Origin of the sequence: Actinoplanes sp. NPDC023714 (assembly GCF_040639855.1) — a bacterium.
Lineage (GTDB): Bacteria > Actinomycetota > Actinomycetes > Mycobacteriales > Micromonosporaceae > Actinoplanes.
Window position 1 is genome coordinate 78,280 of the sequence record NZ_JBFAAR010000010.1, and the last position, 19,598, is coordinate 97,877.

Annotated in this window: 19 protein-coding genes; 9 read left to right on the forward strand and 10 right to left on the reverse strand. The window is 71.9% G+C overall.

The window, feature by feature from the left end; all coding sequences use genetic code 11:
• Positions 1-3: 3 nt before the first annotated feature.
• Positions 4-447 carry a hypothetical protein gene (locus AB0G10_RS33995; protein ID WP_360931242.1) on the reverse strand — a complete coding sequence of 148 codons (444 nt, stop codon included), beginning with the start codon at positions 445-447 and terminating at the stop codon, positions 4-6.
• A gap of 194 nt (positions 448-641) precedes the next feature.
• Between AB0G10_RS33995 and AB0G10_RS34000 the strand changes: the two genes are divergently transcribed.
• Positions 642-1,241, forward strand: a complete 600-nt coding sequence (locus AB0G10_RS34000) for a DNA-binding response regulator (RefSeq protein ID WP_360931245.1) — start codon at positions 642-644, stop codon at positions 1,239-1,241.
• Here AB0G10_RS34000 and AB0G10_RS34005 read toward each other — a convergent pair.
• The gene (locus AB0G10_RS34005) at positions 1,238-4,693 is read right to left on the reverse strand and encodes an AAA family ATPase (protein WP_360931247.1); all 3,456 of its coding nucleotides are present in this window, start codon (positions 4,691-4,693) and stop codon (positions 1,238-1,240) included. The two genes, AB0G10_RS34000 and AB0G10_RS34005, sit on opposite strands and share 4 nt — an antisense overlap.
• 82 nt (positions 4,694-4,775) lie before the next feature.
• Between AB0G10_RS34005 and AB0G10_RS34010 the strand changes: the two genes are divergently transcribed.
• A complete protein-coding gene (locus tag AB0G10_RS34010; protein ID WP_360931250.1) occupies positions 4,776-5,867 on the forward strand; it encodes a hypothetical protein in 1,092 nt (363 codons plus the stop codon).
• 60 nt (positions 5,868-5,927) lie between these two features.
• Here AB0G10_RS34010 and AB0G10_RS34015 read toward each other — a convergent pair whose 3' ends face one another.
• The gene (locus AB0G10_RS34015) at positions 5,928-6,407 is read right to left on the reverse strand and encodes a cupin domain-containing protein (protein WP_360931253.1); all 480 of its coding nucleotides are present in this window, start codon (positions 6,405-6,407) and stop codon (positions 5,928-5,930) included.
• A 93-nt stretch (positions 6,408-6,500) separates the two neighbouring features.
• On the opposite strand from AB0G10_RS34015, the gene AB0G10_RS34020 reads away from it, so the two are divergent.
• The gene (locus AB0G10_RS34020; protein WP_360931256.1) at positions 6,501-6,947 is read left to right on the forward strand and encodes a hemerythrin domain-containing protein; all 447 of its coding nucleotides are present in this window, start codon (positions 6,501-6,503) and stop codon (positions 6,945-6,947) included.
• Between the two features lie 113 nt (positions 6,948-7,060).
• Here the strand turns inward: AB0G10_RS34020 and AB0G10_RS34025 are convergent, their stop codons facing one another.
• Positions 7,061-7,507 (reverse strand): hypothetical protein, encoded by a 447-nt coding sequence (locus tag AB0G10_RS34025; RefSeq protein WP_360931259.1) that lies wholly within the window; start codon positions 7,505-7,507, stop codon positions 7,061-7,063.
• Positions 7,508-7,916: 409 nt separating this feature from the next.
• Here AB0G10_RS34025 and AB0G10_RS34030 point away from each other — a divergent pair, with 409 nt between their 5' ends.
• Together AB0G10_RS34030 and AB0G10_RS34035 are read left to right on the forward strand one after the other, a co-directional pair.
• Positions 7,917-9,239: a PHB depolymerase family esterase gene (locus AB0G10_RS34030; protein WP_360931262.1), complete on the forward strand. Its 1,323-nt coding sequence runs from the start codon at positions 7,917-7,919 to the stop codon at positions 9,237-9,239.
• 78 nt (positions 9,240-9,317) lie between these two features.
• A complete protein-coding gene (locus tag AB0G10_RS34035; protein WP_360931265.1) occupies positions 9,318-10,487 on the forward strand; it encodes a hypothetical protein in 1,170 nt (389 codons plus the stop codon).
• A 136-nt stretch (positions 10,488-10,623) separates the two neighbouring features.
• Here the strand turns inward: AB0G10_RS34035 and AB0G10_RS34040 are convergent, their stop codons facing one another.
• From AB0G10_RS34040 to AB0G10_RS34050, 3 genes are all read right to left on the reverse strand, one after another.
• Positions 10,624-11,115 (reverse strand): RICIN domain-containing protein, encoded by a 492-nt coding sequence (locus AB0G10_RS34040; RefSeq protein ID WP_360931268.1) that lies wholly within the window; start codon positions 11,113-11,115, stop codon positions 10,624-10,626.
• Between the two features lie 24 nt (positions 11,116-11,139).
• Positions 11,140-12,324, reverse strand: a complete 1,185-nt coding sequence (locus AB0G10_RS34045) for a zinc-binding dehydrogenase (RefSeq protein WP_360931271.1) — start codon at positions 12,322-12,324, stop codon at positions 11,140-11,142.
• 316 nt (positions 12,325-12,640) lie between these two features.
• Entirely contained in the window at positions 12,641-14,164 is a 1,524-nt protein-coding gene (locus tag AB0G10_RS34050; RefSeq protein ID WP_360931274.1) for a sigma-70 family RNA polymerase sigma factor, read from the reverse strand.
• A gap of 162 nt (positions 14,165-14,326) precedes the next feature.
• Between AB0G10_RS34050 and ligD the strand changes: the two genes are divergently transcribed.
• Entirely contained in the window at positions 14,327-15,469 is a 1,143-nt protein-coding gene (ligD, locus tag AB0G10_RS34055) for a non-homologous end-joining DNA ligase (RefSeq protein ID WP_360931277.1), read from the forward strand.
• A 4-nt stretch (positions 15,470-15,473) separates the two neighbouring features.
• Here ligD and AB0G10_RS34060 read toward each other — a convergent pair whose 3' ends face one another.
• The gene (locus AB0G10_RS34060; RefSeq protein WP_360931280.1) at positions 15,474-16,220 is read right to left on the reverse strand and encodes an NAD(P)-dependent oxidoreductase; all 747 of its coding nucleotides are present in this window, start codon (positions 16,218-16,220) and stop codon (positions 15,474-15,476) included.
• Between the two features lie 169 nt (positions 16,221-16,389).
• On the opposite strand from AB0G10_RS34060, the gene AB0G10_RS34065 reads away from it, so the two are divergent.
• The 3 genes from AB0G10_RS34065 to AB0G10_RS34075 are packed head-to-tail and all read left to right on the forward strand — an operon-like array spanning position 16,390 to position 18,378.
• Positions 16,390-16,761, forward strand: a complete 372-nt coding sequence (locus tag AB0G10_RS34065) for an STAS domain-containing protein (protein WP_360931283.1) — start codon at positions 16,390-16,392, stop codon at positions 16,759-16,761.
• 52 nt (positions 16,762-16,813) lie between these two features.
• Positions 16,814-17,212 (forward strand): hypothetical protein, encoded by a 399-nt coding sequence (locus AB0G10_RS34070; RefSeq protein ID WP_360931286.1) that lies wholly within the window; start codon positions 16,814-16,816, stop codon positions 17,210-17,212.
• Entirely contained in the window at positions 17,209-18,378 is a 1,170-nt protein-coding gene (locus tag AB0G10_RS34075) for a zinc-dependent alcohol dehydrogenase (protein ID WP_360931289.1), read from the forward strand. The genes AB0G10_RS34070 and AB0G10_RS34075 overlap by 4 nt, the downstream gene beginning before the upstream one ends.
• On the opposite strand, the gene AB0G10_RS34080 is transcribed toward AB0G10_RS34075, so the two are convergent.
• Positions 18,321-19,082 (reverse strand): cytochrome c oxidase assembly protein, encoded by a 762-nt coding sequence (locus AB0G10_RS34080; protein ID WP_360931292.1) that lies wholly within the window; start codon positions 19,080-19,082, stop codon positions 18,321-18,323. The genes AB0G10_RS34075 and AB0G10_RS34080 overlap by 58 nt on opposite strands.
• A complete protein-coding gene (locus tag AB0G10_RS34085; protein ID WP_360931295.1) occupies positions 19,079-19,597 on the reverse strand; it encodes a DUF2243 domain-containing protein in 519 nt (172 codons plus the stop codon). The genes AB0G10_RS34080 and AB0G10_RS34085 overlap by 4 nt, the downstream gene beginning before the upstream one ends.
• Between the last annotated feature and the right edge of the window lies 1 nt (position 19,598).

Sequence of the window (19,598 nt, forward strand, 5' to 3'; positions counted from 1 at the left end):
CCGTCAGCGCCGGTAGCCGCCGGGTGAAGGTGACGGAGGAGCGGGAGGCGTGTACGGGCCCGGCCGGGTGGTGTCGGTCAGCGGGCCCGGAAGGTTCCTGCGGGTCAGCCTGCGGACGTGGTCGGCGCCGTACTCGGTGATCTTGAAGAACATCCCGTTCGAGAACGACCGCACCGTGGCGTGATCGCTCGACTCCAGCCTCTTCACGACCTCGTCGTAGGTCGGCTCGTCCCACGGAACGCCGGCGTTCTCGAAGACCTGGTCGGCTCGATAGGAGAGCCGCTCGTGGCGGGCACGGTGACCGACCTCCAGCACGACGAGAATGCGGTCGAGCCCGTCGAACCGCTCGAGGTATCTCGGATCGACCTTGGGCGCCCTCAGTTGCCTGTCGTCGTCCTCGTCGGGGGGCTGGTGCGGCGGGCCGCTCGGGTCGTCGTCGAACAGCATGATCCCTCCCCGCATGGACGCCTGGTTCGCCGACGACGCTATGGCGGGCCACTTCAGCAGGTCCAGGACTTATTGAACGCAGAGTGATCTCGCAGATGCATTCAGTCAGTTCGATGGCGGGAAGCTGCCGACATGTTCCCGCCACCCGCCGCATACGCTTCCCGGCGACCCGCCGACCATCGATGATCGGGTGCGTGCGGGTGGCTGTCATCGATCCTCTGCCGATGTACCGCTACGGCGTCGCGGCCCTGTTCGCCGGCGCCGGGCACGAGGTGGACACGCCCGCCGACTCCCTCGACTGGGCCCGGCGGCACGAGCACGCCACCGTCCTGCTGACCGTGGACACCGACGACGACTGGCGGTTGCTGACCCGGCTCGCGGACACCGGCCGGCACGCGGTGATCGCGGTGCTGGTGTCACCCACCGACGCGGGCGGGGTGGCGGCCGTCCGGGCCGGGGCGGTCTCGGTGATCGGCCGGTCGGCCCCGCCCGAGATGCTGCTGCGGGTGGTGGCCGGCCTGGCGAACGGGCAGGCGACGGTCCCGCTCGGGGCGCTGCGCCTGCTGACCGCCGACCCGGCCGCGCCGGACGACGGTGATCGGCCGCCACCGGAGGAGATCGCGTGGTTGCGTACCCTTGCCGGTGGTTCGACGGTCGCCGCCCTGGCCGACCAGGCGGGCTATTCGGAGCGGGCGATGTTCCGGCTCCTGCAGGGGTTGTACCAGCGGCTCGGCGTCCGCACCCGCGTGGAGGCGCTGATCCGCGCGCACGAGCGGGGCTGGCTGACCGGTTAGGCCCGGGTGGCGGCCGCGATCGCCGGAGCCAGTCGTCCGGTCCCCTCGTCGAGGTGGGTGAGGAGTTCTTCGAGCCGGCCGACGAGCCATTCGGGCCGGCAGATGTCGCGCGAGGCGCCGAAAGCCGCCAGCGCAGGCGCGAGGTCCTCCCGGCCGTGCAGGAACAGGCCGCAGATCGCCAGCCCCTCGAAGTCCCACGCCCCGAAGTCGCGTTCGTCCCGATCCCGGCGGACGTCGGCTTCATCCCGCAACCGCGCGAAGGCGTCGGCGGCCCCGGGATCGCGCAGCAGGTGCCACACGACCGCCTGCATGCCGAGGACCAGCAGCGACTCCCCCTCCAGCCGGCGGCGGTCCGCCGCCTCGATCGCCTTCCGGGCCTCGTCGAGCCGCCCTTCGTGGAGATGAATCGCGGCCAGCGTGCTCCGGGCCTGGACGAACACGCGCGCGTCACCGACCTCGCCGGCGAGGTGGACGGCCCGGCGCGCCTGGACGCGGGCGAGGTCGACCCGGCCGAGCGCGAGGCGCAGGTCGGCGTCGATGTCGTACAGGTGGCAGGCCGTCGCCGGGTCGGCGTTCTCGTCGACGACGTCCTCCACCAGCCGGAGCCGCTGCACGGCCGACCGGTAGAGGCCACGCTCGACGTCTCGCCGGGCCAGCTTCAGGCGCAGGTGGACGGTGCCGAGGTCGGACTGCTCGGCCAGCCGCAACGCCCGCTCCAGCAGGACATGACCGATGGCGAAGCCACCCCGGCGGCGGTGGCAGTCGGCGAGGCCCTCGAGCGGGGCGATCTCCTCCACCGGGTCGTACGCGAGGCGGGCCATCCCCAGGGCGCCCCGGTAGCTCCGGAAGGCCTCGTCGAGCTTGCCCCTCAGGAACTGGACGCCGGCCAGGTTGGTGAGCAGCCGCTTGGGGCCGGGCCAATCGTTCTCCCAGTCCACCAGGGCGGCCGCCTCGGCGTAGCACTCCTCGGCCCGGTCGAGGCGGGCCACGTCCGTGTACTCCTTGGCGAGCCAGTCCAGGTTGGTGAACCGGAGACGCTTGCCGAGGTGGCGGTTGACGCGTTCGCGCTGATCGATGAGGAGCCATCCGTAACCCCACTTCGACAGGCAGCGCTCGACGTCGTTCATGAGCCTGCCCGCGTCCTTGTACTCGCCGCACTCCAGGAGGATGTCGATGCGAGCCCGGTGCGGCCAGAGATCACGCAGGCGCTCCACCGGCCCCTGGGACAGAGTGGCGAGATAGGCCTCGGCGCGCTTACCGAATCCGCGCCGTACCCCGTCGTCACCCAGATGGCCGATCACCCGTTCGTCGTCCGGGTTGCGGAGGTAGAAGCGGTCGGCGTCGAAGCGGATGACGTTCCGGGCGGCCAGTTTCCGCAGCGCGTCCCCGACGCTGCCGGCCGTGTACGGGTCTCCCACCACGGCGTGGACGGCGGCGGCGTCGACCGGGATCCGGTAGACCGCGAGGGCCAGCAGGATGCGGCGCTGGAGCTCGGTGAGCCCTCGCAGGACGGCCCGGAACAGCACGTCGACCGCGTTCCCGGACTGCACGTCGGCGAGCAGGGCGGCCACGTCGCGGAGGGACGCGAAGCCCGACTCGGCGAAGTCCAGCAGCGCGAACGCCATCTCGCCGGCGCGCGGGTTGCCGCCGGTACGGTCGTGCAGCTCGCGCCACACCTCGTCGCCGGTCCCGGCCGTGTGGTAGGCGCCGTTGCGGTCGAACGCCGCGTAGAACCGTTTGAGCTCGTCGACCGGCATGCCCTTCCCGACGGAGTGGACCTCCGCGGCAGCGAGCCAGTCGCGCCGGTCCGGCGCCGGGTCGCGGCGGCAGACGAGCAGGACCGAGACCTCGTGGCCGGGCCGGGTGGCGAGCAGCCGCAGGGCCTCGTCGAGGTACACGTCCCGCAACGTCCACGACGCGTCGATCAGGGGGTCGACCGGGTCGAGCACGAGCACGACGCGGCGGTCGCCGAGCCGGTCGAGCAGCGCGTCGAGCCGGCCGAGGAGCAGATCGCTCTCCCGGCCGGACGCCCTCGGCACCGCGGCCCGGTCCGGGCCGGCCTCCTCCTCCAGGGCAGCCACCAGGTCGGCCGCGCCGAAGGTGGACCCGGCATGGACGTCGATGGTCCGCACCACGAGGTCGTCCCCGGCCGCCGCCCGCAGGGCCTCGAGCCGCCGCCGCACCGCGTGGGTCTTGCCGATCCCTTCCGGGCCGGCCAGGACGAGGACGCGGAGCCCCGGCTCCTCGATCAGCCGTTCCCAGTGGGCCGGTCTCTCCACCCGCGCGCCGGATGATCGGGCACGCAGGCGGTCGAGCGCCGCGGCGGCGGCGTGGGCGGCGAACCGGAGGAACCATCGGCGCGCCTCCACCCCGGTGGCCAGGTTGCGGCCCGCATAGATCAGCGCGGTGCCGGTCAGGGCGAGGAGCAGATTGGGATCCCATTCGTCCTCGTTCCACCCCCGCGCGAGGGCCGATTCCCGGCAGGCGCCGGCGATGCGGAAGACGGCCTCGCGCACGTCGTGCGGGAAGTCGGCGGACCGCCCGCCGTCGCCGCCGAGCATCAGCTCGATCAGCGGTCCGCCGTCGTCGGGCAGCCTGCCGATCCGGTGGGCGAGGATCGAGCAGATCAGATAGGCGGGATCGAAGGCCAGGAGGCCGTCGTCCCGGTAGGTGGAGAAGTCGATGAGCCGGAAGTCCGCGAATCGGGGATCGTCCGCCTTCGGGATCAGGATGTTGTCGGTGTGCAGGTCGCCGTGGCTGCGGCCGCGGAAGGCCCGGATCTCCAGGTCGGCCAGCGCGTCGCCGGAGCGGGCCAGATGGACGGGGTTGGGCAGACCGCCGGGCAGACTCCGGCGGTCCTGGTCGAGGAGCCCGGGCTCCTCCCGCTGGAGCCACCGGTACAGCGGGCCGCCCGGCTGGCAGGTCCATGACGCCACCTCGCGGAGAAAGTCGTCCGCGGGGATGACCGGCGCGCTCCACCGATCGAGATCGTTCCACTCCAGCAGGATCGACCTCACGACGGTCTCGCAGGCCTCGCCCAACGCCGCGTTCCTCAGCAGCGTGGTCACGGCGATCGGCTTGTACCGGCCGATCAGGGCGTACTCCATGAAGATGATCGTGGAGTTCGCGTCCACCGCCACCGGGCGGTCGCCGTGGAGTCGCACGAGATGCTGCCGGAACGACGCCGGCGCCTCGTCGACGGCGCGGGCGAACGTGTCGTACTCCAGCCGGGTCCGTTTCCGCTCCGGCAGAAACTTCAAGATCATGCGTACGGGGGCCCGGCCGTCCCACTTCTCCACGACCACGACGGCGACGACGGCGGGTGTCCGCCCGTCGGTCAGCGCGCGCTCCAGCCTGATGCGCCGGGAGCGCTGGCACCAGACGTCCAGCAGCAACCGGGCGCGCGGCGGAAGGATCGCGCGCAGTTCCGCGTCGAGGGGTTCATCGGTCATCGTGACTCCCGGCGAGGAGTTGACCGCCGCGACATCGAGCTGACACAGTGCGACGGCAGGCTCACTCAGAGAGTAGGGGTGCATGGCCGGATCTGGCGATGCCGAGAAGGGGCCGGGCGCCGGCCGCAAGGCGCTGATCTGGGGTGGCATCCCGGCCGCGATCGGCGTCACGACGATCGTCATCTATGCGGCGGCGTCCGCGAGTTTCGCGACCGTGCTGGCGTCCGGGCTCATGTTCGCCGGCGCCGCGGCGGTGGCGGGCGGGCTCCTCGGCTTCCTCTTCGGCGTGCCGCGGGCCGCCACCGGATCCGATGGGGACACCGCGGCACCCGGCCGGCGGTACCGCGCCAACACCAACCTGGAGCAGATCTCCGACTGGCTCACCAAGATCCTGGTCGGCGTGGGTCTCGTCCAGATCGGTGAGCTGAGCCGGATCGGCGGAACCCTGCTGAACGGCATCGCGCCGGCGCTGGGCGGGACCGCCACGAGCGTGCCGTTCGGCGGGGCGCTGCTCTGCTACTTCTCGATCCTCGGGTTCCTCGACGGCTGGCTGCTCACCCAGCTCTACCTCGGGCGCGCGCTGTCCGCCGCGGACCGGGCCCTCGGCCTGCTCAACGCGGCCGAGGAGGCACAGCAGCGCGGCGCCGACGTCCAGGCCGCCGAGCTGCGCAGGGAGGCGGCCAAGATTCTGTCCACGAGCGACGCCGCCGCCTCGTACGAATCGGCCCGGCGCATGCAACCAGGCCGCGAACGCACCGGTGAGCTGGAGCGGATCATCTCGGTGGCCCGGCAGGACGCCGCCGCCGGGCGGTGGAGCCCCGAGCAGGCCAAGGCACGTTTCGACACCGGCGGGGAGGGCGATCGCGCGATGGCGCTCGGCGCGATGCAGGGTGACGTCGCGCGGCTGGCCGACCTCGACCGGGTCATCGACGCGATCGGCGGCTCACGGTCGGCGTTCGAACAACATCACGCGCTGCTGACCGGGCTCATGATGCTGGGCACGCTCGACGCCGGCCAGAAACGCCGGCTCGCCGAGGCGGTGGAGGCCCAGCGCGGCCCGGGCGGGCACCTGAAGCCGGGCCGCGAGCGCACCCTGATCGCCGACCGGATCCTCGACGCCACGCGGGATCGGCCGACCGGCGGCCCTCAGGAAGACAGCGACGACGACGCCTGACGGAATTCGGGCGTGGTTCTCGTAGGCGAATCGACTCGCATCTCCTCACGCGAGCACGACCTATTGCCAGATGTTGTCGTGTTCGAGGTAGAACGCGGTCCGCTCCTCGTCGGTCATCTCGGCGATTTCGGTCAGGCCCTCGAAGTAGCCCTCCCGCGGCGCCCCCGGCGCGAAGTGCAGCAGCATCTTCACGGGCGCGCCCGACCGGTTCTTGAAGGCGTGGATCCCACCGGGCGGCACGTGCACGTAATCGCCGGGTTCGGCGTCGATCCACCGGCTGCCGTCATAGATCCGCAGCACACCGTCGAGGATGTAGAAGGACTCCGCGAGCGTGTGGTGGAAGTGCGGATCAGGACCGGTCACGCCGGGGCCGCACTCCCAGCGGTAGAGCCCGAACAGACCACCGGTCGAGGCTCCTGTCGACAGGTAGTGGATCTTTGTGCCGTTGGGGTAGACGAGTTCCGGCTCCGAGTCCGCCGGCCGGTGGAGCGCCGACACCTCACCCTTGTCGCCGTGGTAGAGCGGGGGCGGATAGGTCATGGTCACGATTATGTAGGGTTGATTCCAGCGTCGCGTGCCGGTGGCAGACCGTGTCAGGCATGGAGGCGTGGGACCCGAGGAGCTTTCCTCCCCGTGACCGAGAACGATAACTCCAGGCTGGTCGCCTGGGCCTACCAGATGCGTGCCGTGCACCACCGCTTGCGCGAAGCCCTGCACGTCGCGAACGATTCCCTGAGAATCGACGATCTGCTGCTCTACTGCCGCGGTTTCTGCGCGGCCCTCGACGGCCATCACCGCGCCGAGGACCACACCCTCTTCCCGGCGATCGAGGCGGCGCATCCGGAGTTGCGCCCGGTTCTCCAGCAGCTGAAACAGGACCATTCGATGATCGCTCACCTGCTCGGCGAATTGAGCGCCGCGGTCCGGCGCTCCTCCGCTCCCGAGGAGCTGCGAAAACATCTGGAAGGCGTCGGCGCCATCATGGAGAACCATTTCCGGTACGAAGAACGACGCCTGTTGCCGGTGCTGGAGACATTGAATCTGACCGTTCCCACAGAGGAGGCGTTCGGGCCGCTCTGAGCCGGGTCACGTGAACCGTCTCCTGCCGCCATCGTGGCGGCAGGAGGCATTCATGGCACGCCACCCGCGGGGCCACCTGGCCGCAGCCCGCGCCGACGAGCAGGCCGCGACTCTCATTCCGGATCGATCGCCACGCAGGCCCGCTTCACTTCCGCCGGCCCCCCGGAGGCGTCCCGGTAGAGAATGGCGCACATGTTGCCACTCGGCAGCCAGGTGCTGGGCATCGTCGACTCGACGTGCGTCCTCGAGCCCTTCCACGTGCACCGCTGTTCGGTGCCCTGCGAATGGAAGGTCTGCTCACCCCGGTGGGTGGCTTTGAAGTCGATCCACCAATTGCACACGTTCCCGGCGTACTCGAAACCGCTCCGGATGCGCCACGGCATGTGACCGCCGGAACCGACGTAGTCGTAGGAGATGCTGAGCAGGCCCTGCGGGGCGCAGTGCCCGGCGAGGCATCGAGTGACGCCGAATGTCGTCACGCCCTCCCGGGTGTTGTAGTCCGGGCCGGCCTCGGCCGGCCCCGCTCCCACCATTGTCAGCGCCAGGGCGGCGGCACTCACGCTGACGGCTCGAACAGCATTTCTGATGGCGATCCGCGCACTAGGCATAACCCAGGACCCCTCCCCCGGAGTGACTGATTCTGTTCAGTCTGTACGCGGGACCTGAACTACTCCATCCCCCTCGCGTGTGACGATCTGACCGCTCGATCTCCGAAAGTTCCGGAGCCCGGCCGCCGGATCGCGAGCATATTGTCGCAGGTGAATGCGGCACGCCCGCTATCGAGCGCCGCGCTGAGCGCATATCCACTGTTGTAAATGCCGCTGCCCGCTTGTAATGTTTCGGTCGACCCGGATCAGGGCTGTCTCCCCCGGTCGTTCGCCGTACTGCCCGGTTCCGGCCGCACCCCGCATCCCCCACCCCGGTGTGGTCACGGGCCGTCCCGTGCCGCATCGGCGAAAGGAACCGACCATGAGAAGACACTGGCGCGCGCTGCTGGCCTCGGTCACGGCGGTCCTCGCCGGCCTGGTGGCCACCACCGCGCTCCTCCCGGCGTCGCCGGCCTCCGCGGCGGCGCTGACCGAGGTCACCGGGTTCGGCACCAACCCCACCGGCATCCGGATGTACCTCTACGTCCCCGACCGGCTGCCCGCCAAGCCGGCCGTGCTGGTGGCCGTGCACTACTGCACCGGCTCCGGCCCGGCGTTCTACTCCGGCACCGAGTTCAAGTCGCTGGCCGACCAGTACGGTTTCATCGTCATCTACCCGTCGACAGTGCGTACCGGGAACTGCTGGGACGTCTCCTCGGCGGGCGCGCTGACCCGCAACGGCAACAGCGACCCGGTCGGCATCACCTCGATGGTCAAGTACGTGCAGCAGAGGTACGCCACCGACACGGCACGCACCTTCGTCACCGGCGCCTCGTCCGGCGCGATGATGACGAACGTGCTGCTCGCCGACTACCCGGACGTGTTCGCCGGCGGCGCCGCGTTCATGGGCGTGCCGCACACCTGCTTCCAGGCGACCGCGGGCAACCCCGCCGACCCGAGCCAGCAGGCCGGCTGGAACAGCGCGTGCGCGAGCGGCCAGGTCAGTAAGACCGCTCTGGAATGGGGCAACGCGGTACGCAACTCGTACCCCGGCTACTCCGGCCCTCGCCCGCGGATGCAGCTGTGGCACGGCGTCACCGACACCACCCTGCACTACAACAACTTCGGCGAAGAGATCAAGCAGTGGACCGACGTGCACGGCGTCAGCCAGACACCGGTCAAGACCGACACGCCGCAGTCCGGCTGGACCCGCACCTGGTACGGCGACACCTCGGCGCAGCCGCCGGTCCAGGCCATCAGCATCGCCGGCGTCGGACACTCGCTCCCGATGGCCGGCCAGGCCAGGATGGCGATCAGCTTCTTCGGGCTGGACGGAACCCCGGTCTCGCCGTCACCCTCGTCGCCCTCACCGTCGTCGCCCTCACCGTCCCCGTCCTCCTCGTCGCCGCCGGTCCCGGGCGGCTGCACCGCCTCGATCTCGCTGAACTCGTGGAACGGCGGCTACGTCGCCACCGTCACGGTCACCGCCGGCGCCTCGGCGATCAACGGCTGGACCGTCGGCACCACCCTGCCGTCCGGATCGGCCGTCACCAACGCGTGGAGCGCGACCGGTAGCGGCACGACCGGCGCGGTGACCTTCACGAACGTGAACTACAACGGCGCCGTCGCGGCCGGCCGCACCACCCAGTTCGGCTTCCAGGGCACCGGGACCGGCCCGGCAGCCGCCACCTGCACCGCCCGCTGACCGCCGAGGGCGGCTCCATCGATCGGGGTTACCCCGCCGCTCGATGGAGCCGCACCGGATCTGTTTGAATACGCTCTCATGATCTCCAGTCGGATCAAGCTCGCCGGTGCGCTGCTGGCGGTGCTCACCGCCGCCGGTTGCGGCTCCACGAAGACGCCGGCGGCCGGACCGTCCACCCCCATCTCGGACCCGCCCGCCGTCCAGGGCCCCACCATGACCGGCAGGCAGGTCGACCCACCGCTGCGGTTCGACCCCGCGGGTCTGCCCCTCGGCACCGACGACGTGCTGCTGCACGGGGCGCTGGCGTTCGCCGGCACGTGGGAGGGGGTGGCCGTCACCCGGCTGACCGACGGTTCCCGGGCGGGCCTGCTGAAGCCCTCCGACGGGCCGCCCGACGAGGGCGATCCGGGCTACCACCGTCCCGTCCTGGCGGGTGCCCGCGTCGTGACGCCGTACGTGGTCGACGACGGCGGGGTGCTCGTCGTCGCCGACGCCGCGACCGGGGCGAGCCTCGGCACCGTGGAGATCGACCTCCCACCGGTCACCGATCCATCCATGAGCCGGCTTGCGCTCGTGGGCGCGAAGGGTGACGTCGCGGTGGTGCTCTCCGGCATCCCGACCGGCGCCGATCCGGACACCGTCGAGACGGTCGCCGTGAACCTGGCCACCGGCAAGACGCTCTGGACCATGCCGGGCCTGGAGGCCCATGCCGTGCTCGGCACCACGATCGTCGGGCTGACCGGCGCCGACCTGACTTCGGTGACCGGCGTCCGCGTCACCGACGGCGAGCCACTGTGGGAGAAGCGCAGCCCGCTTCCTCCCGGCATCGATCCGGCCGGGCCGAAGTTCGCCGTGGTGGACGGCCTGGAAACCGACGACATGAGGAGCGTCGTCGCCGTGGTGGACGCGGCAGGAAAGTTCACCGAACTGGCGATCGGGGCGGACATCAGCGTGGACACCTGCCACGACGACCAGCAGGGCGTGGCGGCCTGTACCGGCAGCCGGGCGGGGTTCGGCCTCGACACCAGCACCGGGAAGCTGCTGTGGCAGCTTCCGGCGGGCGGTGAGCCGTACCCCTACCTGACCGCGGCCTGGCACGGCACCGTCTACGGACAGGCCGACGGCAAGCCGTTCACGCTGGACGCCCGCACCGGTGAGGACAAGGGCGCCGAGGCCGGGATGGCCCCGGCGGCGGTCAACGCCTACGGCGGAGTCGTGGAGAATTCGTTCCACCCGGCGATCGGCTGACTCACCGGCCTGCCGGGCCGAAGAGCCAGGCGGCGACGGTGCCGGCAGGCGGCAGCGCTGACCCCGACGGGAGGAACCAACCCTGCCGCTGAACCGCGCCGCCGCCCACGCCCGGCGGTATCGGGGCTGGGCCGGGTTACCAGCGCTGGTTCGCCTGGTCGTTGCAGGTCCACGCCAGGATCGTGGAACGCGCAACGCCGCCGGTGTAGTCCTCGTCGAGGCACTTGCCGCTGAGGATGTTGCGCAGCCGGTAACCGCCGTTGTTGAGGACCAGCTCCCAGTGCTGGTTGCCGTTGCCGTTGCACGTCCAGACCAGCACCCGGCTGTGCGGCACGCCGCCGGTGAAGTCCTGGTCGAGGCATTGGCCGCTGCGCTTGTTGATGATCCGGTACACGCCCGGGCTGCTGCCGGTGCTGATCAGCTTCAGGTTCCACTGCTGGTTGCTGTTGTTGAGACACCGCCAGGCCAGCGGTGTCGAGTGTGGCGTGCCGCCGGAGTAGTCCTGGTCCAGGCACAGCCCGCTGCGCTTGTTGACGAGCGTCGTGAAGTCGTCGGCAGCCGACGCCGGTGCCGGGGTGCCGAGCAGGGCCACCACGAGGACGGCCAGGGCGGTGACGAGTCTGCGCACCCTCATTGCTCCCATCGATCGAGATCAGTTTCGATGCACCGTAGCCCGCACCGTGGTCACTCCGCTGGCCGGGTCGACCAGGATCTTGGCCTGGCTGTCGGCTCGGGACAGCACCTCGAAGGCCTCCGCCACCCCCTCCAGCCCCACGACGCCGGTCAGCAGCGGACGCGGGTCGAGGCGTCCGCGGGCCACCATCTGGAGCGCCTCCCGGAATTCGACCGGGTCGTAGCAGAAGGAGAAGCGCAGGTCGATCTCCTTGTTGCTGGCCATCGTGGGGCGGAAGGTGTCCGGCTTCATGCAGACGCCGACGACCACGACCCGGGAGCGGAAGGGAGCCCTCGTGACGATCTCCTCGATGACGCCGGGCAGGCCCACGCACTCGAAGACGACGGCGCCGCGCGGGCCCGCCCCGAGCCGCTGACCCGCCCGCATGGCGGTCCACCACGGCACGCCGGGGAGGCGGCGCAGGTCGCGCAGGGCGTCGAGGCCGGCGCTGTAGAGCGCCGTGGCCGACGTGACGAGCTCGGAGCGTGAGTCCAGCGCGGCCCACGGCGACTCGGCGGCGGGATCGACCACGACGTCGGCGCCGCAGGATCGGGCGAGATCGCGGCGGGCAGGGCTGAGGTCGCCGGCGACCACGTGCCGGACCCCGGCGGCCTTCAGCATGAGGATCACCGCGAGGCCGATCGGGCCGCAGCCGATCACCACGGCGGCGTCGTTGCGGCCCACCCGGCCGCGCCGGACCGCGTGGTGGGCCACCGCGAGGGGTTCGGTCAGCGCCGCCAGGTCGGCCGGGACGCCGACCGGCACCGGGAACGTCGCCTCCTCGGCCACCAGCATGTATTCGGCGTAGGCCCCGGGCGCCCGGGTCGACAGCCCGGTCATGTGGATCTCGTCGCCGTGTTTGATCAGCGGGAGGGCGACGACGGGCTGGCCGATCCGCCAGCGGCGGCGGCAGCCGGGACCGTAGGACTCGACGGCGCCGGTGAACTCGTGGCCCATCACGACGCTGTGCGAGCGGCGCATGAAATGGTCGTACCCCACCTCGGCGGCCACGTCGGCGCTGGCCTCGGCCTCGTGACGGACGTGCAGGTCGGACCCGCAGATGCCGGCGCGCGTCACCCGCAGCCGCACCTGGCCGGGGCCGGGCACCGGAAGCGGCACCTCCTCGACCGTCAGCACACCGTCCCGGACCACGACCGCCCTCATCCGTACACCAGCCCTTCGTCGAGTCGTGCGTGATTGGTCATCCACCCATCGACCGGCACGTTCTGCCGGAACGCCCACGAATGCCGGTCCGCCGCCCGGGGCATCGTGGCCGCGGCCCGGACGAGACAGCCCGACGGCATGTCCATGAACGGGCCTGTCGGCCCGAGATCTTCAGGAGCCTCGGGTACGACGTAAGCCCGGTGGCGGCCAGGACGTCGGGTCGGCGCCCAGGTCCCGTACCACCCCGGCGAAGCTGCGGATCCCAGCCGAACGCACGGTCGCCATGGCACAGACTCGGCATCCGGGCGCGGGCCCGTCAACGGCCGGCCGGCTCCCCGACGACGAAGCTGCTGTCGGCCCGGAACTTCGCGCTGCCGTCGTCGAAGCCGATCCGGAACTCGGCGCCGGTCCAGCGCAGGCAGAAGTCCGGGTAGTTGTGCGAGCGCAGCATGACGGATCCGGCTGTGGTGCCGGGCTCGGGGCAGTAGGTGGCGTCCTCCCGGAAGATCGCGGTGTCCTGGGCGCTGTGCGTGTAGATCAGCAGTTCGTAGTGCCGCAGGTAGCGGCCGTCGAGGGTGCGGAACGAGACGCATCCGGGGTCGGCCAGGCCGTCCACGGCCTCGAAGATCTGCTGGTCGGTGCGGGTGGCCTGGATCGTCGCGGTGGTGGTCTCGCGGGCGGTCACGTAGCCGCCGCCGGTCCAGGCGAGCGAGACGCGCCCGCGGCCGACGGTCCCCGGCCGGGCAGGCGCCGTGGAAGCCGGCGCCGTGGAGGCCGGTGCCGTAGAGGCCGGCGCCTCGGACGCCGGTGCCGCGGAAGACGCCGCCGCGGAGTACGCCGGTGTGCGGGCCGGCGTCACCCGGGCCGGCGGCGCGGCGGTGACCTGCGGGATCGTGGTGGTGGCGAGGGAGTCGTCGCCGCGCACGACCGGGACCACCACGGCGGCCGCCGCCGTGACGCCGGCGATCGCCGCGGCGACCGGATGCGCGGACAGGGCACCCAGCAGGCCGCCCTTCGTCGTCACGGCCGCGCCCTTCGCGAGGGTCGCGGCCGAGCCCTTGGCCAGGACCGCCTCGATCAGGCCGGGCGGCACCGCGAGCGCGGGCACGCTTCCGAGCAGGCGCTCCACCGGAACCCGTTCCGGCTCGGCGGCGGTGCAGATCGGGCAGGAGCGGACGTGCCGGGCCAGCCGTTTGCGCCACAGCGGGCCCGGCGCGCCGTCCCAGCCGGCGGCCGCCGCGGTCAGGTCCGGGCAGCGCGGGTCGGCTCGCAGCGCCGCCGTGACGGACCGGGCCAGGTCGAGCTGTTCGCGCATGCGCTGGATGCGTACGCCGGTGTGCGCCGGATTGAGGCCGATCGCCTCGGCCACCTCGCCCCGGGTCATCAGCCCGGCGGTCTCCTGCCACCACAGCGACAGCAGGGTCCGGTCGTCGGGGTCGAGCCAGCGCGCCGCCTCGGCCACCTCCCGCCGCTGACCGGTGATCCGGGTCCGCAGCACCGCGAGGCCCTCGACGTCGGCGGCCGGATCGGGCGCGCCGGCGACCTCGTCGAGCGGCGCCGACCGGGCCCGCGCCGACTCCCGCCGGCTCTGCAGGGTCCCGACCTGCCGGACCGCGATCGCGGCGAGCCACGGCCGGAAGCTCTCCGGCGACCGCAGCCCGGGCAGGTCGCGGACGGCGCGCAGCATGGTGTCCTGCACGACGTCGTCGGCGTCGTCCGGGCTGTCCACGGCCCGGGCCACGATGGCGTGGACGAACGGCAGCGACGCGCTCATCAACGCCTCGAGCGATCGGCGGTCGCCATGCTGAGCCGCGATGACGAGGTCGGCGGTCACTCTCATGGCGGGGCTCACCATACGCCGCCGACCAGGCATTATCCATGCGGAAAAACCGTTATGCGGCAGGTCTCCGGATGGTCGCACCGACGGGCGAATTCCACGGCGGTAGTTCGATCACCGGCGCATCGGCGGCCCGCGAGCGGGTAGCTGACGATCGTGACCTCGATGCCGGAGCTCATCGCCCCCATGCTGGCCGCGGCCGGGCCGCTGCCGGCCGGGCCGGGCTGGGCGTTCGAGTTCAAGTACGACGGCGTCCGGGCGGTCACGTATGTGGACGGCGGGACGGTCCGGGTCATGTCGCGCAACGGCAACGACGTCACCGGCCACTACCCGGAGCTGGGCGCTCTCGCCGAAGCGGGGCGGCGGGCCGTGCTGGACGGCGAGATCGTGGCGCTGGAGGCCGGGGAGCGGCCGTCGTTCGCCCGGCTGTCCGCCCGCATCCACGTCGGCGCGCCCCCGCCGGCGCTGCTCGCCGCGGTGCCGGTGGTCTACTACGCGTTCGACCTGCTCTGGCTGGACGGGCGGTCGCTGCTCGACGAGCCGTACGCGACCCGCCGGGAACTGCTGGCCGGGCTGGGGATCCCGCAGACCCCGCCGCACTTCGCCGGGTCGGACGGCCGGGCCGTGCTGCGGGCCGCCGAACTGGCCGGCATGGAGGGCGTCGTCGCGAAACGCCTCGACGGCGTGTATCGGCCCGGCCGCCGCGCGGTGGGGTCGTGGACGAAGGTGCCGTTCACCCGTACCCAAGAGGTCTTGATCGTCGGATGGAAGCCCGGGGAGGGCAGACGGGCGGGGACCGTCGGATCGCTGCTGCTCGGCGTCCGGGACGAGGCGGGGACGCTGCGGTTCGCCGGCCACGTCGGGACCGGATTCACGCACGCCGTGCTGGAACAGCTCCGGGAGCAGCTAGGGCCGCTGCGGCGCGCCACTCCCCCGCTGCCCGGCGTGCCACGCGAGCACGTCCGGCACGCCCAGTGGGTGGAGCCGGCGCTGGTCGGCGAGGTGGCCTACCGGAACTGGACGCCGGACCGCCGGCTGCGGCACCCGTCCTGGCGGGGGTTGCGCACCGACCGCAGCCCGGCCGCGGCCGTCCACGTCCCGGCGCCGGTGGAGTTCGTGGAGGGCGCGCTGCAGACCGCGGACGGCCGCTGGCGGGTCGAGGTGATCCGCCGCGACGAGCAGCGCTGGTACCGGCTGCGGCACGACGACAGCACGCTCGACGGCCTGGACCTGGCGGCGGTCGAGCGGCTGCTGTCCGAGGCGGGCGTGGATCTCGCGGACCTGAGCCGCGAGGCGCCGGCCGCCTAGCCGCCTAGGTCAGGTGCGCCATCCTCGACCCCGGCGCGCGGCCGGTCATGTCGTCCGGCACCCGTCCGGCGAACGTCTCGGCGTCGTCCTGCGGCTCGTAGCCGAGCTCGGCCCGCGCCCGGTCGTAGCGCCACATCTTCGTCCCGTTGGCGGACACCCCGTGGTAGACGCCGTAGCGCACGTCCGCCGTGAGGGCGCCGGTCACGAGCCGCACCAGGTCGCCGCCGCTCAGCCAGCCCGGGAGCCAGCTGCGGGCCATCGGCTCGTCGCGCACCCCGCCGAGCCGCAGGCAGACGACGCTCAGGTCGTGGTCCTCCGCATACAGGCGCCCCATGTTCTCGGTGAAGACCTTCACCACCCCATAGGAGCAGCATGGGTACGGGGTGACGTCCTCGCCCACGCCGGTCAGCCCGGCGTCCGCATGACCGCCGACCGCGTGCAACGAGCTCGCCAGCACGACCCGTGACACCCCGGCCGCGACCGCGGCGTCCAGCACGTTCACGGCGGCGTTCGCGTTCGGGTCGCGCAGCCGCTCCCACGGCTGGTTCGGATCGGCGTCCGCGGCGAGATGCACGACCGCGTCCACCCCCTCGCACACCCGCCGGGCGAACGCCGCGTCGGTGAGATCGCCCGTGATCACGCCCGGGCCGGGCCGGCGGTCGGTGAGGCGCAGGTCGTAGGCGTCCGCCAGGGCCGGGCGCAGGTAGGCCGCCACGCCGCCGCCCGCTCCGGTGATCAGCACTGTCGTCATGAGATCAACGTTCCACAATGCCGCCGGATCCGCCGCCCAGGCCGGTCGAGGCCATCAGCCTGTCAGAGCGCCGGCCCCGACGTCAGCGGGATCGCGACTCTCTCCGTACGGATAAGATCTTGTCGATCTCTCACCGGGCTGCGCGGAAGGGCGTAGCGTGGTACGGACCATGCGCCACTACCCGCACCGGCGACTCGACATCGCCGTGACCGAACCGGACCCGGGCGGCCCGGTCCTCGTCATGCTCGCCGGGGAGCTCGACGGCGAAGAGGTGGCGCCGCTGCAGGACGTGATCGCGGGCGTGGTGCACCGCTGCGGCACGACTCCCGTGCAGGTGGACGCGGCCGGGCTCACGTTCCTCGACTCCTCCGGGATCCGGGCGCTGCTGCGCTGCCGCCGGGTCTGCCACCAGGCGGGCTCCCGGTTCGCCATGCCGGCCGTGTCGGAGAACGTGTTCCAGGTCCTCGAGATCACCGGCCTGCTCGACATCCTCGAAGTCGGCACGGTCGCCCGGCAGGTGCGGGTCCCGCCCGTCGTTTAGACCCCGGTGCCCGTGGTAACAGGCAGCCATGGGTCGTACAAGAAGGATCTTGATGATTGCCGGGCCGCTCGCGGCCGGCGCCGTCGCGGTGGCCGCGACCAGACGCGGAAGCCGCGGCAACGCATCCCGCCGGCACGTGGTGACGGTGTACCGGCAGCTGTCCGAACTGGAGTCCGAGCAGCTCCCGGGCTCGCTGCGGGAGATCGCCGGGGATGTGGAGATCTCGCTGCGGGCCGCGCCCGGCGACCGCGGGACCGAGATCGCCGTCCGCATCCCGGAAGGCTCGAAGACCACGGCGGGTGACGTGCGCCGGGCGCTGCGGGAGACCCGTTCGCTGCTCGAGGCCGGGGACGTGCTGCTGCCGTCCGGGCCGCCGACGACCGTGCGGACCCTCACGAACCGGCCGCTGCAGACCGCCACCCGGCACGGCCGCGAGGGAGGCCTGCTGTGAGGGCGCTGCAGTGGCAGGGGGTCAACAAGCTCGCCGTCGGGACCGTTCCCGATCCGGAGCTGCGCAACCCCGGTGACATCATCGTGAAGGTCACCAAGACCGTGACCTGCGGCTCCGACCTGCACCTGCTGGGCGGCTACATCCCGTTCATGGAGAAGGGCGACGTGCTCGGGCACGAGTTCCTCGGCGAGGTCGTCGAGGCCGGCCCGGACGTGCGCAACCACCGGGTCGGCGACCGGGTGGTCGTCTCCTCGTTCATCTCCTGCGGCAACTGCTGGTACTGCGACCAGAAGCTCTTCTCGCTCTGCGACAACGGCAACACCAACCCGGCGATCACCGAGACGCTGTGGGGGCACGCGCCGAGCGGCTGCTTCGGCTATTCGCACGCGATGGGCGGCAACGCCGGCAGCCACGCCGAGTACATCCGGGTGCCGTTCGCCGACGTGGGCGCGTTCACCGTCCCCGACGAGGTCAGCGACGAGCGGGCGCTGTTCGCCTCCGACTCGGCGTCGACCGGCTGGATGGGCGCCGACCTGGGCGGGGTGAAGCCCGGTGACGTCGTCGCGGTGTGGGGCGCCGGCGCGGTCGGCCAGATGGCGGCCCGGGCGGCGGTGCTGCTCGGCGCGGACCGGGTCGTCGTCATCGACCGCCTGGACAACCGCCTCGCCCAGGTACGCCGGCACATCGGCGCGGAGACCGTCAACTACGAGCGCGAGGACGTCGCCGGTGAGCTGCGCGAGCGCAGCGGCGGGCGGGGACCGGACGTGTGCATCGAGGCGGTCGGCATGGAGGCGCACTCCCCCGGGATCCAGTTCGGCTACGACCAGCTCAAGCAGCAGCTGCGGCTGCAGACCGACCGCCCGGTCGCGGTCCGGGACGCCATCCACGCCTGCCGCAAGGGCGGCTCGGTCTTCGTGCTGGGCGTCTACGCCGGCTTCGTGGACAAGTTCCCGCTGGGTGCGTTGATGAACAAGGGCCTCACCGTACGGGGTGCGCAGATGCACGGTCAGCGCTACATCCCGATGCTGCTCCAGCGGATGGCGAAGGGTGAGCTGGTCACCGAGCACCTGGCCACCCACACGATGCCGCTGGAGCGGGCGCCGGAGGGCTACCGGATGTTCAAGGACAAGGAGGACGACTGCGTGCGGGCCGTCTTCACACCCTGACGCCGGGGCCGCCATCCGCTGACGAGGGCGGCGGCGAGGAGCAGCTCGGCGATGTCCCCGCCGTAGTACATGAGCTCGGCGCCGCCCCGCCGCTCCTCCGCCGCCGCCGGCACGTCGATCACCCCGGCGTAGAGCAGCTGCGAGAAGATCGAGTGGAACGCGACAGCCACACCCAGCACGACGAGGCGGGCCGGCACGGACGGCCGCCGCGGCGCCGGGTCGGGGCCGGCCACCACCCAGGCGAACAGGTATCCGGAGAGCACGAAGTGCACGTGGACCAGCGTGGCCAGGGCCGGGTCGCGGGTGGTGGCCGCGTAGAGCGGGGTGACGTGCAGGACGGCCAGGCCGCCCAGGTTCAGCGCCAGGGCGGTCACCGGGTTCGCGACGAGGTGGACGGCGCGGTGGCGCAGGGCCCGGCCGATCAGCCGAGCCACGGGGCGGGGCGACGTACGCAGAAGGAGCGTGACCGGCGCACCCAGGACGAGCCCCAGCGGCGCCAGCATCCCGATCAGCAGGTGCTGCAGCATGTGCGCGCGGAAGCCGGCCGCCTCCAGGGTCAGGCCCGCGACCAGCAGCGCCGCCCCGGCCAGGAAGAACAGGGTGCGGCGCGGCGGCCAGTCCGGGACGCGCGCGGCCAGCAGCTCGTAGCCGATCGCGGCGGCCATGACCAGCAGCGCGAGGTCGAGGTGGTGCGGGTGGCTCACCGGCTCTCGTCGCGCTTTCTTGTATCGCGAAGCAGGGCCTGGCCGATTCCGATCAGGAGCGCCCCCAGGGCGAGGAAGCCGAGATCCCACCACAGCTGGTGCGGACCGCCGTGCACGTGGTGGATGCCCAGCAGATGATGATCGACGATCCCCTCGACCAGGTTGAAGATCCCCCAGCCGGTCAGCATCCAGCCCCACAGCTCCCGCGACCGCCACACCCGCCCCCGGCCGGTGGTGATCCGCGAGTAGAGCAGGGCGAGCCCGAGCAGCACGGCCAGCCAGGTGACGGTGTGGAAGATCCCGTCCCACAACGTGTTCATCCGCAGGCCGTCGACGGTGTCCGCCGGATAGTAGTCGATGCCGATGTTGTCGGTGTCGGTGCTGGTCAGCAGGTGATGCCACTGCAGGACCTGGTGCAGCAGGATGCCGTCGAGGAAGCCGCCGAGCCCGACCCCGAGCACGATGCCGGGCAGCCCGAGCCCCTTGCTGCGAGTCTGGAGGGATGTGTCGCTCACC